Genomic DNA, 16,172 nt, shown 5'->3' on the forward strand with positions numbered 1-16,172 from the left:
GGCACACGACTGCGTCCCGGGGGAGCGTCACGGGGAGGGGTCAGGCGGCGTCGACCAGCGCCGGCTCCAGGTCGGCGGCCGGCTCGCTCGCGGTACGACGCGACCCGCGGCGCTCGAGTGCCAGTCCGGCGATCGCGACCAGGGCGCCGGCCGCGCTGACCGCCGCCGCGAAGACGAGGCCCGGCCGGAAGCCGTCGAGCACGGCGCCCGGCGTGGTGGCGGCGGTGGCACCGGTGGCGCCGGTGGTGCCGGACGCGATGATCGCGGTCGTGACCGCGAGCACGATCGCCGCGCCGACCTGCATCGACGTCTGCAGCACGCCGGCGGCGAGGCCCTGCTCGTCGTCCTCGATGCCGCTGGTGGCCTGGATGTTGATGGCCGGGAAGCCGACCCAGCCGATGCCGATGAGGATCAGCGTGGGCAGCAGCATCGCGGCGTACGACGGGGTGGTGTCGAGGCCGACGACGAAGAGCACGTAGCCGAGCGCCATCACCGCCATGGTGACCGCGATGATGGGTCCGGTGCCGAAGCGGTCGACGAGCCGGTCGGAGAAGATCGCCGACAGGGTGACCATCAGGCCGATCGGCAGCAGCGCGAGGGCGAGCTGGAGCGGGCTCCAGCCGAGGGCGTCCTGGAAGAACAGGGTCACGATGAACTGCCAGCTGAAGTAGGACCCGCCGACCGCCACGATCGCGATGCTGGCGCGGACCAGCGTGCCCTTGCGCAGGATGCCGAGCCGCACCAGCGGGTGCGCGATCCGCCGCTCGATCGTCACGAAGGCGACGAAGAGCGCCGCGACGCCGACGAACGAGAGCACGGTCCGGGCCGAGGCCCAGCCGGCCTCGGGCGCGGAGACGACGGTGTAGACGAGCAGCAGCATCGCGGCGCCCGAGGTCAGCGCGCCGAGCAGGTCGTGGCCGCCCTCCTGCGCCGGCTCGTCGCGCGGGACGACGAAGGACGCCGCGACGAGCGCGAGCAGCGCGATCGGGACGGGCAGCAGGAAGGTCCAGCGCCAGCCGACGCCGGTCATCAGGCCGCCGAAGAGGAGGCCGGAGGAGTAGCCGCCGGCGCCGAAGACGGTGTAGATCGACAGCGCCTTGTTGCGGGCCGGGCCCTCGGCGAAGTTGGTGGTGATGATCGACAGGCCGGTCGGCGCCGTGAAGGCGGCGGCCAGGCCCTTGATGAAGCGGGTCGCGATGAGCAGCGGGCCCGAGCTGACCAGGCCGCCGAGCAGCGAGGCCGCGGCGAAGACGGCGAGTGCGATGAGGAAGACGCGACGCCGGCCCAGCAGGTCGGCGGTGCGTCCGCCGACGAGCAGCAGGCCGCCGTACCCGAGGACGTAGCCGCTGATCAGCCACTGCAGGGTCGGCGTCGACAGGTCGAGCTCGGCGCCGATCGAGGGGAGGGCCACGCCGATCATCGAGACGTCGAGGCCGTCGAGGAAGAGCACCACGCAGAGCGTGATCAGCAGTCCCCAGGTGCGCCGGGACCAGCGGGTCGCGCCGGCGGTGGGAGCAGGGGTGTGGGTTGACGAGGACATGATGAGAAGACTTCCATGCACGTGCATTCAATGCAAGCGCAAATAATGCGTTTGCATGAAATTAACCCGACGGCTAGGATGCAGGCGTGTCGAAGGCCCCTGTCGCGAGTCCGCTGGTCGCCGAGTGGCGCCAGCTGCTCGAGCGCCATGCCGCGGTGAGTTGCGCGCTCGAGAAGGCGCTGCAGGACCGGCACGGCATCGGCCTCAGCGAGTTCGAGACCCTCGACCGGGTGGTCGACGCCAACTGCGGCAAGTATCGGATGGCCGACCTCGCCCACGACATCCACCTCAGCCAGAGCGCGCTCTCGCGCGCGATCACCCGGCTCGAGAAGGACGGCCTGGTCGAGCGGTCGGCGTGCGAGAACGACCGGCGCTCGGTGTTCGTCTGCCTGACCGAGCGCGGCCGCGAGGTCTACGACGCCGCGCTGCCCACGCACCGCGCGGTGCTCGCCGGCTCCTGGGACCCGGCCGACTGACGTCAGCCGCGCAGCAGGGCGGCCAGCCCGGGGATCGCCTGCAGGTCCGACGGCAGCCAGTCGACGTCGCCGAGCTCATCGGCGCCGAGCCACCGCAGCGCGTCGTGGTCGTGCTCGGCGACCGGATCGCCGGCGGTGACGACGGCGAGGAAGAGCGCCAGCTCGTAGCGCTCGTCGATCGGCCAGCGCGCGCCGTCGTCGGTGAGCTCGGGGCCGACCTCGACGGTCACGGAGAGCTCCTCGGCGAGCTCGCGCGCCAGTGCCGCGGCGGGCGTCTCGCCCGGCTCGACCTTGCCGCCGGGGAACTCCCACCGGCCGCCGATCGCCGCCGGGCGGGTACGGCGGCACGCGAGCACGCGGGCGGGTGCGGTGAGGGAGTCGACGAGGACCGCGCCGACGACGAGCTGGGGCACGGCCGCATCGTGCCATGCGCGGTGGGCGCCCCGGGGCTGTGGATGAGCGCCGACACCGATCCGCGAAATGACGCAGGGTGGGGTCATGACTCCGCGCCGGATCCCCGACCAGGCCAGTCTCGAGCGAGCCTGGCGTCAGCTGATGGACCCGCTGGGCTTCGCCTCGCCCCAGCTGTGGCTGCTCTTCCTCCAAGGCTTCCGGCCGCGCCAGCTGCTGCAGGCCTCGCACGTCCCGCTCGACCCCGTGCGCGCCGACCTCGACCGGATCGGCGTCCTGCTCGAGCGGATCCTGATGCGCGGCGAGAGCTGCGCCTTCCTCTATGCGCGGCCCGGGCCGGCCGGACAGACCGCGGGCGACCTCGCCTGGGCGCGGGGGCTCGCCCGGATCTCGACCGGCTGGCCGGTGCACCTGGCCAACGACGACGAGGTGCGCGTGGCGGCGCCCGACGACCTGCTGCTCTCCGGCTGAGCGGATATCCCCTCATTGGTCATAGCGCGCGGGCGAGCGGGCGGCGTACGTTGCCGAATGGGCCCGGCCGGGGCCCGTCACCAGCCTCGACCGGTCTCGATCACTTCAGCGACCGAGGAGGCTGCGATGTTCATCCAGGTGATTCAAGGCTCCTGCACGCGGCAGGACGAGGTTCATGCACTCTTGGACGAGTGGCGCAGCGACCTGTCGCCGGGCGCGACCGGCTGGTTGGGCGGCACCTACGGGTTCACCGACGACGGCCAGCTGCTGGCAGTCGTCCGGTTCGAGTCGCGCGAGGCCGCGATGCGCAACTCCGACCGCCCGGAGCAGGGCGCGTGGGCCAAGCGGTTCACCGACCTGATGGACGGGCCGCTGGAGTTCCACGACTGCGACGACGTCACGCTCTACCTCGACGGCGGCTCCGACGACGCCGGCTTCGTGCAGATCATCCGCGGCCGGGTCGACGACCCGACGCGGCTCAAGGCGATGCTCGCCGACACCACCACGCTGCACGAGATGCGGCCGGAGATCCTGGGCGGAACGCTCGCGATCGAGCCGGACGGCAGCTTCACCGAGACCATCGCGTTCACCACCGAGGCCGCGGCCCGCGAGGGCGAGAAGCTCGAGCCGCCGGCCGACGTCCAGGCCGAGCTGCAGTACGCGATGCAGTCGGCGCAGTTCTACGACCTGCACCACCCGTGGTTCGAGACCGCCTGATCCCGAACTAGGAGCAGTTGTCGCAGATGCCGGTCGCCGGCAGCGCCACGAAGCACGTGGGGCAGATGGCGACGACGGGTTCCGGGGCCACCGGCTTGGCCGGCGGCTTCGGGGCCCGTGGCGTGCTCACCCGCTTGGGCTTGTCGGTCGCGGTCGGCACCGTCGTCTCGCGCACGGTCGGGATCGTCGGCGTCTCGACCACCGGCGGCTCCCAGCCCGGCGGGGGCGGGTCGCTGATGTCGAAGCGGGCGAGGATCTCGCGCGCCGCCGGGGTGGGCTGGTGCTTGGGCCGGGTCACGATGTCGAAGGGCGACGAGGCGCCCTCGAGGAAGGTCTGCGCGTCGGGGCGCAGCGTGTCCGGCAGCCGGCGGTGGCGCCAGCGCTGCGGAGTCGCGCCCTTCTGGGTGATCGCCACCAGGTCGGGGCGGTCCCAGGCGACCAGCGCCCAGTCGTCGTGGTGGCTCGTCGCCCAGACGGCGACCACCCGGTCGCCGGCGTCGGCCGCCGCGCGCAGCGCGATCCGCTCGGGATTGGAGAACCGGCCCGTGACGTGGAGGACGCCGGGCAGCGGCTCGGTGACGTCGTACTCCTCGCCCTGAAGCTGATCGATCAGGTCGGCGAGGTCAGGCGTGGTCTCCATCGGGACCGAGCGTACTCGCACCCTGTCCGCGCGCGTCGAGCCCGCCTCCGCGAGGTCGCGTTGCAGACTGTGCTAGCCAGCAGATCCGCCGCACGGGAGGCCAGATGAGCAGCACGCCGTACGCCGGACCGCCGCCGTTGATCGTGGTGATGGGGGTCTCGGGATCGGGGAAGTCGACGGTGGGTGCGGCGCTGGCGCAGCGGCTCGGCGTCCCCTTCGCCGACGCCGACGACTTCCACCCGGCGGCCAATATCGCCAAGATGCACGCCGGCCATCCCCTCGACGACGAGGACCGCTATCCCTGGCTCGAGGCGATCGGGGAGTGGCTGGCCGAGTACGACGCCGAGGGCGGCTCGATGAGCTGCTCGGCGCTGAAGCGGATCTATCGCGACCAGCTGCGGCGCCACGCGCCGCGGGTCTCCTTCGTGCACCTCGACGGCACCCACGAGGTGATCGCCCGCCGCCAGGCCAGCCGCCCCGGCCACTTCATGCCGGCCTCGCTGCTCGCCTCGCAGTTCGCCACGCTCGAGGCGCTCGAACCCGATGAGCACGGCGTCGTCCTCGACGTCGACCAGAGCGTCGACGCCATCGTCCAGCAGTACGTCGACCTGATCGCCGACCCCCGCTGAGGAGAGCCCCATGCAGACCCAGCTCATCGCCGCCGCCGGCACCGACCTGGTGAAGCCGGTCGCCTCCGAGGGACGCCTGGTCCTCGCCGCGCTGATCGGCATCGCCGTCATCGTCGTCCTCATCATCGCCGCGAAGCTGCATCCCTTCCTCGCGCTCACCGCCGGTGCGCTGAGCGTCGGCGTCGTCGCCGGAGTGAGCTTCGAGACCGCGATCACCAGCTACACCAACGGATTCGGCTCCACCGCGGCCAGCGTCGGCATCCTGATCGCGCTCGGTGCGATGTTCGGCAAGCTGCTGGCCGACAGCGGCGGCGCCGACCAGATCGTCGACACGATCATCGGCCACGCCTCGCCCCGGGCACTGCCGTGGGCGATGGCCGTCGTCGGCGCGATCATCGGCCTGCCGATGTTCTTCGAGATCGGCCTGGTGCTGCTGATGCCGGTCATCTACCTCGTCGCCCGGCGCTCCCAGCAGTCGCTGGTCACCATCGGCATCCCGGCCCTCGCCGGCCTGTCCGCGATGCACGGACTGGTGCCGCCGCACCCCGGGCCGCTCACCGCGATCTCCTACCTGCACGCCGACCTCGGCACCACGCTCGCGCTGGGCGTCGCGGTCGCGATCCCGACGGTGATCATCGCGGGGCCGGTGTTCGGGCTGGTGGGGCGGTTCGTGCACGTGCCGGTGCCGGACCGGTTCGACAGCGGCGACGCAGGCCCGACGGGGGAGGCGGGTGAGGAGGCGGGTGAGGAGGCGGGTGAGGAGGCGGAGGTCCGCCGGCCGTCCTTCGGGATCACCATCGCGTCGGTGCTGCTGCCGGTCACACTGATGATGGCCAAGGCGCTCGCCGACATCTTCATCGACGACGCGAGCGCGCCGCTGCGCCGTACGCTCGACGTGCTCGGCACACCGCTCATCGCGCTGTTCATCGCCGTCGTGGTCGGCATGTTCACGCTCGGCATGGGCGCCGGCATGGGGCGCGAGGGCATCGCGACGTCGCTCGAGTCGTCGCTGCCGGGCGTGGCCGGGATCCTGCTCATCGTCTCGGCGGGCGGCGGCTTCAAGCAGGCGCTGGTCGACACGGGGATCGGCACGATCGTGGCCGAGCGGGTGGCCGACAGCAACATCTCAGTGCTGCTGCTGGCATGGTTCGTCGCCGTCCTGATCCGCCTCGCTACCGGCTCGGCCACGGTCGCCACGGTCACCGCCTCGGGCCTGCTCGCGCCGCTCACCGCCCAGCTGTCGACCGGGGAGGTCTCGCTGATGGTGCTCGCCGTCGGGTCCGGCTCGGTGTTCTTCTCCCACGTCAACGACGCCGGCTTCTGGTTGGTGAAGGAGTACTTCGGGATGAGCGTCGGCAAGACCCTCGCCACCTGGTCGGCGATGGAGACGCTGCTGTCGGTGACCGGACTGGCATTCGTCATGGTCCTCAATGTCTTCATCTGAGAGGCTGGATCGCGTGGCTGATCCCGTGATCCTGCTCGTCTCGGGCGAGTACCTCGACGTCCTCACCCAGCAGTTCCGCCGCTACGACCACGAGTACGACGTACGCGGCGCGCGGACCGCGGCCGAGGCGAAGGCCGAGCTCGTCGCTGCTGCCGAACGCGGCCAGCCGGTCGCGCTGATCGTGACCGAGTCGCAGCTGCCCGACGAGCCGATGCTGCTCGCGATGCACGACTGGCGCGCGATGGTGCCGACCTCGCGGCGGATCGTGGCGATCCCGATCGTCCGCTTCGCCGAGGAGAGCGTGTCGCTGCGGCCCTATCTGCAGAAGGGCAAGTTCGACACCTACCTGGTGCTGCCGCAGGGCAGCCGCGATGAGGAGTTCCACTACGCGATCACCGAGCTGCTCAGCGACTGGGGCGCCACCGTCGCCACGTCGGTGATCGACTCGGTGCGGATCATCACGCCGGACGCGAGCCCGCTCGCGCTGGCGGTCCGCGACTTCCTCGACCGGCAGGGGATGCCGCACCGCACCTACGCCCCGGAGAGCCCGCAGGGGCAGGAGGCGCTGGCGCGGCTGGACGGGCCGCCGTCGTACCCGGTGGTGCACCTGGCGGCGAGTGTCTTCGCCGACCGCCCGGTCATGATGCCGACGTCGACGCGCGAGCTGGCGGCGATGATCTACGGCCGGCCCTCCGACATCGAGGTCGACACGGTCGTCGACCTCGCCGTCGTCGGCGCCGGGCCGGCCGGTCTCGCGGCCGCGGTCTACGGCGCGTCCGAGGGACTCTCGACGGTGGTGATCGAGGCGGAGGTGATCGGCGGCCAGGCCGGCACCAGCTCGATGATCCGCAACTACCTCGGCTTCCCGCGCGGCGTCTCCGGGATGCGGCTGGGGCAGCGGGCCCGGGTGCAGGCGATCCGCTTCGGCGCCCGCTTCTTCACCGGCTGGCCGGTCGAGGAGCTGCGGCCCGGCGCCGACGGCGCGCCGCACACGCTGGTCACCAGCGGCGGCACCGTGCGCGCCCGTGCGGTGCTCGTCGCCTCCGGCGTCGCCTACCGCCGCCTCGGCATCGAGCCGCTCGAGGACCTGGTCGGCGCCGGCGTCCACTACGGCGCCGCGATGGCCGCCGCGCGCGAGATGGAGGACCGCGACGTCTACGTCGTCGGCGGCGGCAACTCCGCCGGCCAGGCGGCGATCCACCTGGCCCGGTTCGCGCGCTCGGTCACGATCCTGGTGCGCCGCGACGACCTCGCCGCGACCATGTCGCGCTACCTGATCGACGAGATCGAGTGGAACCCGCGCGTGTCCGTGCGCCCGTGCACGCAGATCGTCGACGGCGGCGCCGTCGACGGCCAGCTCGGCTGGCTGCTGCTGCACGACGTCCGCACCGGCGCCGAGGAGAAGGTCGACGCCGGCGGCCTCTTCCTGCTCATCGGCGCGGCCCCGCACTGCGACTGGCTGGCCGACGCGGTGCTCCGCGACGACCACGGCTTCGTCCTCACCGGCCGTGACGTGCCCACCGAGTGCTGGGTCGACGGCCTGCCGCCGGAGAACCTCGCCACCTGTGTGCCCGGCGTCTTCGCGGCCGGCGACGTGCGCTCGGGATCGATGAAGCGGGTCGCGTCCGCGAGCGGCGAGGGTGCGTCGGCGGTGTCGCTGGTGCACGGCTATCTCGAGGGTCTGCGCGTGACCTCCGGTACGTAGCGGAGGGATCGCGGTGATGCCCAATTCGTTGGGCGGACCTTTGCCTGACGGACCGGAATCCTCCGGTGCGTGCCCGAGCCCGACGAGTCGCCCGACATGGACGCGATCGCTCGTAAGTTCGGCGAGACCGTGCGCGCGCTGCGGCACGAGCGCGGCATGACGCAGGAGCGGCTGGCCGAGCTGACCGGCGTGAGCCGCAACCAGATCCAGAACATCGAGCACTCGCGCAACAACACGACCGACGAGTTCGGCCGGCACGGTCGGGCCAACCCGACGCTCGACACCATCTGGGCGCTCGCCTACGCGCTCGACGTCGACGTGACGGACCTGCTGCGCCGCGACGTCTCGTAGGCCGGCGCCGACGCGATCGCCACCACGGCGACGCAGCCGAGCACCGCGACCACGAGCGCGGGCAGCAGGCCCCAGACCGCGGCGCCCGCGCCGAGCAGGCCGGCGACCAGTCCGGTACGGCGGGCCCGGGTCGCCGTCCGTGCGGTGCTGCGGCTGAGCGAGAAGGCGGTCGCGATCCGGTTGACGTCGAGGTCGGCGAGGTGGATGCCGGCCGGCTGCCGGGTGGCCGGGGGCGCGGTGGAGTCGGACAGCGGAAGATCGCCGGACGTCGTACCGCTCGAGGTGGCGACGGCGACCACGTGCCCGCGCAGCCGGTAGTCGGCGATCAGCTGGTCGCGGCGCTCGCGGGCGATGCCGGCGTGCCACGCGTCGATGCCGCACGTCTCGGCCAGGTGGCGCGTGTTGCGCTCGGAGTCGTCGGAGACGAGGACGGCGGCGACCCCCGCCGCGCGCAGGCGCTCGATGCCGGTGCGGGCGTCCGGGCGGACGACGTCGGCGACGGTGATGTAGCCGATCGGCCGCGCGTCGACCTGGACGCCGACGGTCACGCCGACCACCTCGCGCGCCGGCATGCCCAGCCACTCGGGTCGACCGAGCCGCACCGGGTGGCGGTCGACCGAGCCGCTGATGCCGTCGCCCCCGTGGCGCTGGACGCTGGTCAGCTTGCCGCGGGCCGAGAGCCGGGCCACGGCGCGCGCCACCGGGTCCTCGGCCGCATGGCCGAGTGCCCCCGCGAACCAGCGGAGGTTGCGCTCGTCGTCGGGGTCGAAGGACTCGATCGCCGACACCCGCAGCTCGCCGGTGGTCACGGTGCCCCACCGGTCGAGCACCACCAGGTCGACGGCGCGCGCCCGGCGCAGCCCCTTCGCCGAGGGCAGGTCGATGCCCTCGCGCCGGGCGCGGCCGCGGCCGATCCACACGGCCAGCGGCAGCCAGCCGAGCAGCGCGGGCAGCAGGGCGACGGCGATGGCGACGGTGAGCATCACCGCTCCCGGGTGGACCGGTACAGCTGGAAGTCGCTCTGGTCGCCCGCGATCCACAGCGGCACGCTGGCCTTGAGGACGAGGGTGAGCTGGATGACGAAGTCGGGGTCGTGCAGGGCCTCGCCGAACAGCTCGTTGATCCGCTTCCACCGGTAGCGCACGGTCTGCGGATGGACGCCCAGCTTCGCCGCGATGGCCGGTGCGCTCTCACGGGTCTCGAGCCACACCAGCAGCGTCTCGGAGAGGATCTCGCGGGAGTTCTCGGACTCGGCGAAGAGCGGCTCGAGCAGCTCCTGGGCGAGCTGGCGCCGCATCACCGGCTCGGCGTGCAGCCAGATCTCGGTGCGATAGCGGGCGCAGTCGATGACCGGCCGCTTCGGGATCACGTGGGAGTGGACCAGCTCGACCGCCCGCGTCACCCACTTCCACGCCTCCGCGACGTCGGCCGCGGCGATCGGCCAGCAATGGGTGATCCGGGTGCGGGGAAGCGCCTCCTTGATCTGCCGGGAGACGTCCTCGAAGGCCGCGGCGTCGCAGAGCACCAGCTGCGGCCGGCCCTTCCCGACGATCGCCTCGCGGCCCAGGACGCCCGGCTCCAGCTCGCCCTCGCCGTCGACGTCGATCGCCGCCACCGTGATCCGCTCCGGCACCTCCCACCGCGCGATCGACGCCTGCGTCGAGACGGCGTCCGGGTCGCCCCCGGTGAGCAGCAGGTCGATGAGCCGGTCGCGCGCGACGCCGACGTCCTGGTTGCGGTCGGTCGTTCCCGACTCGTGGCCGAGAGCGAGCTGCTCGTCGAGGTGGGCGAAGAAGTCGCTGAGCATCTCGCCGACGGCGTTGAGGGCGCCGGCGGACAGCTCGTTGTCGGCGGCCAGCACGCGCAGCAGGTCCCACAGCTCGTTCTGCACGAGGTGGAGCGCGCGCTCGATCGTCGTCCGGTCGCGTCCGGTGCCCGCCTCGCGATAGCCCATTTTCCGGAACAGGTCGTCCAGCGCCGTCATCGGCGTCGATCGGCCCAGCGCCCGGTCGATGAAGACCCGCATCGCGTTGTGGATCGCGGTGTAGATCAGCCGGTAGCGCCGGCCGTCCACGGGGCCGGCGAGATCGGTGAGCGCGGACTGGACGCGGCGGGTCATCGTCTCGGCGACGTCCTTGACCTGCGGCTCGAGGCTCGTGAGCATCCATTGCGCGGAGCCCGGAAGAGTCTCGTGGTCCTGGGTCTCCGTCAATGCCCTCTCCTCTGCACGTCGCTGCCCGAGCTGCTCGTGATCATCTGAGGGGGAGGTCACCGTCTCATCCCTTCGCGTCCGGGACAAGGAGCGAACGGCCGGCCGGGCGCTGGGGGCACCCGACCGACCGAACCATGGGGGAGGGAGAGACGTCAGGACGTGCGGCGCGGGTTGCTCAGGTCGAGGTCGACGGTGTTGCCGTCGCCGGGAACCAGAGCGTTGACCAGGAGCGTGTCGAGACCGCAGTTCGCGAACGGCCCGATCGCGTAGCTGCCGGAGACGTGGCCGCCCACGAAGACGGCGAACGACTCGTCGTCCGGCGTCGCCATCGGGATCGTCACCGGCGCCACCGTGCGGCAGCTCGGACCGGCGAAGGTCGGCAGCCCGGCGACGCGGACGTTCGACAGCCGGAGGTAGTAGCGGGCCGTGGCCCGGATCTGGCTGCCGGTCCCATCGGGCTTCGGTGCGAGGTGTCCCGTGAGCGGGGCGGCCTCCTCGAAGATCACCTCGGCGCTCATCGGGATCAGCCCGACGGCGGCGAAGGTGGTGGGGGCCGGGGGCAGCGGCAGAGTGCCGGTGAAGTCGCCGGTCGTGGACTCGAGGCTGACGCTGAGTGTGCTCGGGCCGAGGGCGATGGTCGAGCCGGTCGTCGCGACCCGGGTCGTGCCGCCGGCGTCGTACGTGACGCGGAGGAGGGCCGCGTGCGCGACGCCTCCGTCGAGCAGGACGAGGCCGAGCGCCGCGAGCGGCACCACCAGCGCCCGCCGGAGCCGGCCGATCGGCCGGCTGCCTGAGCTGAGCATGACTCTCTCCTTCGCTGGAGCGGGATGAGGGGAACCGCGGTGGCGCACGTGGCCGAGCGCCACCGCGGTCGATCGGTCAGGGCGCCACGTCGACCGCGCCGTGCGGCACGTTGATCGTGTAGTCGCCGTAGAACTGCGTCGGCGCGCCCGGGGAGACCGCGCCGAGGCAGTCGGAGGACGTCGACGCCAGTGAGGTGACCTTCAGGCTGCTGTCGGCGCCGTTCTCGTTGACGTGCACGGCCTGGGGGCTCGACGTCTCGTTGAACCAGCCGTCGGCGACGCCGCCGACGTTGAAGTCGCAGAGACCGCTCATGGAGGTGTCGTAGACATGGGCGTTGATCCCGCTGATGGTGCCGACGATGTGGCCGTCGACCAGGCCCGCGTGCACATTGATGTCGTTGCCGTTGAGGTGCCAGGTGCCGACCTGGACGACGGTCAGTGGGGTGCCGAAGGCGTCCCGGCAGGTGTTCCAGGTGCTGCTGGTGATGTCGGCGATCGGCTGCACGGCGGTTCCGGAGTGGATGACGCCCGACACGGACGTCGAGGCACACGTCATGGTGGTGCCGTTGACGACGAACCGGGTCGGTCCCGACGTGGCGGTGAACGCGTGCGTGCCCGGCGTGCTGCTCCCGCCGACGGACACGGTGTAGTTGGTCGGGGGTGAGGCGACGGCGGGGGCGGCGAGCACCAGCGCACCGAGGGCCGGCAGTGCGCCGGCGAGGAGCGACTTGTTCATGGGGGATTCCTTTCGGTTGTGGTCGCGGGGGTGGCGACCGGAGGCACGATTGATCCCCCTCGCGGCGCTGCTGTCGATGCCGCCGGACGGCCGACCGGCCCGAATGCCCTGATTCCTGCCGGAACCGGCAACGAAAGAGCCCAGATGAGGCTCGTGCGAGCTGGGCGAAGCCCCGCGGCGCGATGCCGTGAGCCGGTGAACAGGCCGCCGGTTGAGGTGAGGGTGGCGGGCGCTGGGGCGGGTCCTCTCCCGAGATCTTGTGACCCGGATTACAAGATCGCGGACCTTCGCGGAAATCCGGACGCCGGTGGGTTGTGCCTCGTCCTGCCCGCCCGGAGGGTCGAGGCATGTCGAAGACGGTTCGTCGCCTGCTGGCCGTGCTGCTGCTCGGCACGGCGCTGCCCCTGGGTGCCCTGGCCGCGAGCAGCGCTGACGAGGGTCCCTATCCGGGCCTTCCGCCGCTGCAGCACGTCGACGGCGAGATCGGCTCGCGCTGGGGGAGCACGGTCAGCGGTGGCATCGCCAACACGCTGCGGGCGCGGCAGTGGTCGCGGACGCCGCTGATGGCGTCGGCGTACAACGTGATCCTGCGTCCGAAGACGCCGAGCGAGTTCGGCCCCGAGTACTTCGGCTGCACCGACTCCCATGCCTTCGTCTACTTCGTGTCGGCGCCGGGGGCGATGCACAACTATGGCGAGACGCCCGACATCACCGTGCGCACGGTGGCCTTCGGCGACATCCCGGTCCGGGCGACAGTTCGGCTCGAGCAGCGTCGCGACGACGCGGGGCGACCGCTGCCGATCTCCTTCCACTCGTCGGCGTGCATCCTCAACGAGCCCGGTCCGCATGGCACGACGCAGGTGCGCGACACCGACATCGAGGATCGGCTCTATGTCCGGGTCACGAACGTGGTCGTCGACGGCGTGCCGGTTCGTCTGGCCGCCGGCTGCCGTACGGCCGAGCCCGGCAGCCTCCGGCTGCACGGCAAGGGCTGGTGGGACGACGAACTGCAGGGCTTCGGTGGCCAGATCGACATCGTCCAGCCCTGGCTGACCGGCAACTTCTCGCCGGCCCAAGGCGGCCTGCTGGCCGGATCCCTCGATGTGGGGCGCTTCGCGGGCTGCACGACCGTTGACGGTGACGACCTCTCGCGCCTGCTGACCGCGACCGTGGCCGGTCCCGGCAACCCGGTGCGGCTGACCACCACCGGAGCCTTCGGGTGCCGCGGTCCGCGGCTGCCGAGCGGCCTCATCGGCCCGCCGGCTCCGGGGATGGGTGCCCAGGACCTGACCTGCCCGTCCGGCATGCCGGCCCCGATCCCGGACTTCCCGGGATGACCTGAGCGTGCGCCGGCCGCACCCGCGGCCGGCGGTGACAACCGAACATGGGGAGGAAGGGGACTGCAGTGTGCACTGCGCCCGCCGATGACCGGAGCCTGCCGTTGCCTCGCCGGAGTGCGACGCGCAAGCTCCGGAAGGCACTGGAGTTGGACGGCGTCCCACCGGAGGTGGGGCGCGCATTGCGGCCCGCCGCCCGGGCCGCCGCGATGACGACCGCCGACCTGATCATGACGCAGGTCGGCGCCTATGCGCGGACGGGGAGTCCCTACCGACGGCGGGTGATCATCCGCGCCGTCCGCCGCGCCAGCGACCTCTTCCTCGACGTCATCGAGGGGCTGCCGACCGTCCCGGAGGCGGTCATCGGGACCTTCGCGACGCTCGGCTTCGAGGAGGGTGGCGCCGGTCGCGACCTCGACCCGATCCGTTGCGCGTTCGAGATCGCGGCGTTGCGCATCAGCCAGGAGCTGCACGACCAGTGCGAGCAGGGGCAGCGCGGCGTCAGCACCGCGGTTCGGGACCGGCTGGTCGCTGCGGCGATCGAGTACCTGCGCCTCCTCATGGGCGTCGTGGTCAAGGCGCACGTGCGCGGAGCCCGGCGCTACGAGGACGATCCGTCCACGCTCCGCCGCCGGCTGCGCGACGCGCTGCTGCGCGGCGGCGAGGTCGACGAGATCGCGGCGCTGGCCGGCCAGCTCGGCTGGCCGGTCCCCGAGGAGGTGGTCGTCTGCGCGGTCGACCTCGAACCGGGCCATGCCTCCTTGATCCAGCTGCCGCCGACTGCCCTCCTCCTCGAGGAGGGCAGTGGTGTTCTCGCGATCGTCGACGTCGCCGAGCGCGACGCTGTGATCGACGCGTTGCGGCGCACGCACGTCGTCGGCCCGATCATCGTCAGCGAGCCGGTTCCGCTCGTCCAGGTCGGCCAGGCCATCGCCTGGGTGCGCCGGGCGAGCGTGCTCATCGTCGCCGGCGTCATCCATCCCGCCGAGGTGATCTGGTGTGAGAACTTCCGTGCCGAGCTCGCCATCTACGCCGACCCGGAGCTGAGCCGTCGCCAGACGGCGCGGGTGCTGGCGCCGCTCGATGCCGTCGGTGCGCTCGCGCGCCCCAAGATGGCCGAGACCCTGCTGCTGTGGCTCGCCGGGCGGATGACGCCGCACGACATCGCCCTCGAGATCGGCATCAGCGACCGTACGGCGCGCTACCGCGTGGCCCGGCTGCGCACGATCTTCGGCCCGATGCTCGACGACCCCGAGAGCGTCGCCTTCCTGATCCTCGCGCTCCGGTCCGAGCTCGGCCACGGCGCCGAGTGACCCGCGCGATGGTCGCGTAGCTCCCCGGTTCGTCCGCGATGACGCACCTCGGCGTCAGCAAGTTGTCATGTGCAGCACAACATATTGGGCTCGCGGCCTCGAATTCGGATCAGCCTCTCGCCCCACCCGCTTCGCCCGCCTTGACTGACAGGACCGCGATCGACACCCGGTCGATGGCGGCCGAGGAGGCGTGATGCTGTCGAAGGCGAGGAGCCGGCGGGTGGTCCCGTCCGGGCGCCGTGCGGCGCTCGTGCTCGCCGGCGTGCTGGTCGCGGTCAGCAGCATCGTGGCCGGGGTGGCGCAGGTGATCGCGGCGTCGGGCGAGGCGCCCGGCGGTGGGCGCGGCCCGGCCACGGCCCCGACATCCGCGACGTCCGCGACGTCCGCGACGACTGTCGCGGTGCCGCGCACCTTGTCGATGCTCGATCGGGTCCGCCCCACCGGTCCCGTACGACGGGCGCGGGTCGGCCGCCCCGCCGCCTATCCCGGCGCCATCCTCACCGCGCCGCCGGCGTCCGTCGCCGCCTACCAGCGGGCCGCGCTGGTGATCGCCAGCGCCGCGCGCTGCCGGCTCGACTGGTCGGTCCTGGCCGCGATCGGGCGGGTCGAGTCCGACCACGGCCGCGGCCTCGCCGGCGACCACCGGGTCACCGCCCACGGCCGGGTGCGTCCGGCGCTGGTGGGCGCCTCCCTCGACGGGCGCCAGGGGCGCGGCCGGGTCTTCGACACCGACGCCGGGCGGCTCGACGCCGACCCGCGCTGGGACGCGCCGCTCGGGCCGATGGCACTGCTGCCCTCGACCTGGGCCAGCGTGGCCGTCGACGCCGACGCCAACGGCCGGCGCGATCCCCAGGACCTCGACGACGCCTCGCTCGCGGCGGCGGTCGTGCTCTGCTCGACGGTGCAGCAGGGCGCGAGCCTGCGCGCGGCGCTGCGCGACTATCACCGCGCGCCCCGGTTCGTGCGCACGGTGCTCGTGCTGGCGCGACGCTATGCGCGCCAGGCGACCGCACTCCCGCCGTACGTCGGCCCGCCCGTCACCCTCCCGAGCCCCCTGCCCCTCGGCTGCGCGTGCGACCTCGCCCGGGTGCACGGCCCGGCGCTGCATGCGGCGAAGGCGAAGCCGTCGGAGCCGTCGGAGCCGTCGGAGCCGTCGGAGCCGTCGGAGCCGCCGCCATCGAGCGCGCCCTCCTCGGCGCCGACGGTCTCGACCACGCCGCCGGGACCGACCGGTCCCACGACCGGCCCCACGACCGGCCCCACGACCGGACCGAGCGCCGGTGCGACCACGGAGCAGCCGACGGACCCGCCGACCGACCCCGCGACACCCGCCTCGACCGATCCCGGCGCCGGCCCCGCCTCCGCCACCGACGGAGCCACCCCATGA

General features: G+C 72.6%; 17 protein-coding genes. 10 read left to right on the plus strand and 7 right to left on the minus strand.

The window, feature by feature from the left end; all coding sequences use genetic code 11:
- Positions 1-40: 40 nt before the first annotated feature.
- Complete coding sequence (locus AB4880_RS10810) at positions 41-1,540, minus strand: MFS transporter (protein ID WP_367919236.1); 1,500 nt, start codon at positions 1,538-1,540, stop codon at positions 41-43.
- 86 nt (positions 1,541-1,626) lie between these two features.
- Here AB4880_RS10810 and AB4880_RS10815 point away from each other — a divergent pair, with 86 nt between their 5' ends.
- Positions 1,627-2,016: a MarR family winged helix-turn-helix transcriptional regulator gene (locus AB4880_RS10815; protein ID WP_367919237.1), complete on the plus strand. Its 390-nt coding sequence runs from the start codon at positions 1,627-1,629 to the stop codon at positions 2,014-2,016.
- A gap of 2 nt (positions 2,017-2,018) precedes the next feature.
- Here AB4880_RS10815 and AB4880_RS10820 read toward each other — a convergent pair whose 3' ends face one another.
- The gene (locus AB4880_RS10820) at positions 2,019-2,429 is read right to left on the minus strand and encodes an NUDIX domain-containing protein (protein WP_367919238.1); all 411 of its coding nucleotides are present in this window, start codon (positions 2,427-2,429) and stop codon (positions 2,019-2,021) included.
- Positions 2,430-2,514: 85 nt separating this feature from the next.
- Here AB4880_RS10820 and AB4880_RS10825 point away from each other — a divergent pair, with 85 nt between their 5' ends.
- Positions 2,515-2,898 (plus strand): hypothetical protein, encoded by a 384-nt coding sequence (locus AB4880_RS10825; protein WP_367919239.1) that lies wholly within the window; start codon positions 2,515-2,517, stop codon positions 2,896-2,898.
- A gap of 126 nt (positions 2,899-3,024) precedes the next feature.
- Entirely contained in the window at positions 3,025-3,615 is a 591-nt protein-coding gene (locus AB4880_RS10830; protein WP_367919240.1) for a hypothetical protein, read from the plus strand.
- A gap of 7 nt (positions 3,616-3,622) precedes the next feature.
- Here the strand turns inward: AB4880_RS10830 and AB4880_RS10835 are convergent, their stop codons facing one another.
- The gene (locus AB4880_RS10835; protein ID WP_367919241.1) at positions 3,623-4,255 is read right to left on the minus strand and encodes a hypothetical protein; all 633 of its coding nucleotides are present in this window, start codon (positions 4,253-4,255) and stop codon (positions 3,623-3,625) included.
- A 104-nt stretch (positions 4,256-4,359) separates the two neighbouring features.
- On the opposite strand from AB4880_RS10835, the gene AB4880_RS10840 reads away from it, so the two are divergent.
- The 4 genes from AB4880_RS10840 to AB4880_RS10855 all read left to right on the plus strand — a co-directional run bounded on the left by AB4880_RS10840 (position 4,360) and on the right by AB4880_RS10855 (position 8,384).
- Positions 4,360-4,884, plus strand: a complete 525-nt coding sequence (locus AB4880_RS10840) for a gluconokinase (RefSeq protein ID WP_367919242.1) — start codon at positions 4,360-4,362, stop codon at positions 4,882-4,884.
- Positions 4,885-4,894: 10 nt separating this feature from the next.
- Entirely contained in the window at positions 4,895-6,328 is a 1,434-nt protein-coding gene (locus AB4880_RS10845; protein WP_367919243.1) for a GntT/GntP/DsdX family permease, read from the plus strand.
- A 13-nt stretch (positions 6,329-6,341) separates the two neighbouring features.
- Positions 6,342-8,033 carry an NAD(P)/FAD-dependent oxidoreductase gene (locus AB4880_RS10850; protein ID WP_367919244.1) on the plus strand — a complete coding sequence of 564 codons (1,692 nt, stop codon included), beginning with the start codon at positions 6,342-6,344 and terminating at the stop codon, positions 8,031-8,033.
- 69 nt (positions 8,034-8,102) lie between these two features.
- A complete protein-coding gene (locus AB4880_RS10855; RefSeq protein WP_367919245.1) occupies positions 8,103-8,384 on the plus strand; it encodes a helix-turn-helix domain-containing protein in 282 nt (93 codons plus the stop codon).
- Here the strand turns inward: AB4880_RS10855 and AB4880_RS10860 are convergent.
- The 4 genes from AB4880_RS10860 to AB4880_RS10875 all read right to left on the minus strand — a co-directional run bounded on the left by AB4880_RS10860 (position 8,333) and on the right by AB4880_RS10875 (position 12,135).
- On the minus strand, positions 8,333-9,367 hold the full coding sequence (locus AB4880_RS10860; RefSeq protein WP_367919246.1) for an HAD family hydrolase: 1,035 nt from the start codon (positions 9,365-9,367) through the stop codon (positions 8,333-8,335). The two genes, AB4880_RS10855 and AB4880_RS10860, sit on opposite strands and share 52 nt — an antisense overlap.
- A complete protein-coding gene (locus tag AB4880_RS10865) occupies positions 9,367-10,596 on the minus strand; it encodes a helix-turn-helix domain-containing protein (protein ID WP_367919247.1) in 1,230 nt (409 codons plus the stop codon). The genes AB4880_RS10860 and AB4880_RS10865 overlap by 1 nt, the downstream gene beginning before the upstream one ends.
- Before the next feature lie 152 nt (positions 10,597-10,748).
- Complete coding sequence (locus AB4880_RS10870; RefSeq protein ID WP_367919248.1) at positions 10,749-11,399, minus strand: hypothetical protein; 651 nt, start codon at positions 11,397-11,399, stop codon at positions 10,749-10,751.
- A gap of 76 nt (positions 11,400-11,475) precedes the next feature.
- The gene (locus AB4880_RS10875) at positions 11,476-12,135 is read right to left on the minus strand and encodes a hypothetical protein (RefSeq protein ID WP_367919249.1); all 660 of its coding nucleotides are present in this window, start codon (positions 12,133-12,135) and stop codon (positions 11,476-11,478) included.
- Between the two features lie 347 nt (positions 12,136-12,482).
- Here AB4880_RS10875 and AB4880_RS10880 point away from each other — a divergent pair, with 347 nt between their 5' ends.
- From AB4880_RS10880 to AB4880_RS10890, 3 genes are all read left to right on the plus strand, one after another.
- Positions 12,483-13,472: a hypothetical protein gene (locus AB4880_RS10880; RefSeq protein WP_367919250.1), complete on the plus strand. Its 990-nt coding sequence runs from the start codon at positions 12,483-12,485 to the stop codon at positions 13,470-13,472.
- A 149-nt stretch (positions 13,473-13,621) separates the two neighbouring features.
- Complete coding sequence (locus AB4880_RS10885; RefSeq protein ID WP_367919251.1) at positions 13,622-14,785, plus strand: PucR-like N-terminal domain-containing protein; 1,164 nt, start codon at positions 13,622-13,624, stop codon at positions 14,783-14,785.
- 193 nt (positions 14,786-14,978) lie between these two features.
- Positions 14,979-16,172 (plus strand): lysozyme family protein, encoded by a 1,194-nt coding sequence (locus tag AB4880_RS10890; RefSeq protein WP_367919252.1) that lies wholly within the window; start codon positions 14,979-14,981, stop codon positions 16,170-16,172.

Origin of the sequence: Nocardioides ginsengisoli (assembly GCF_039537225.1) — a bacterium.
Classification (GTDB): Bacteria; Actinomycetota; Actinomycetes; order Propionibacteriales; family Nocardioidaceae; genus Nocardioides; species Nocardioides ginsengisoli.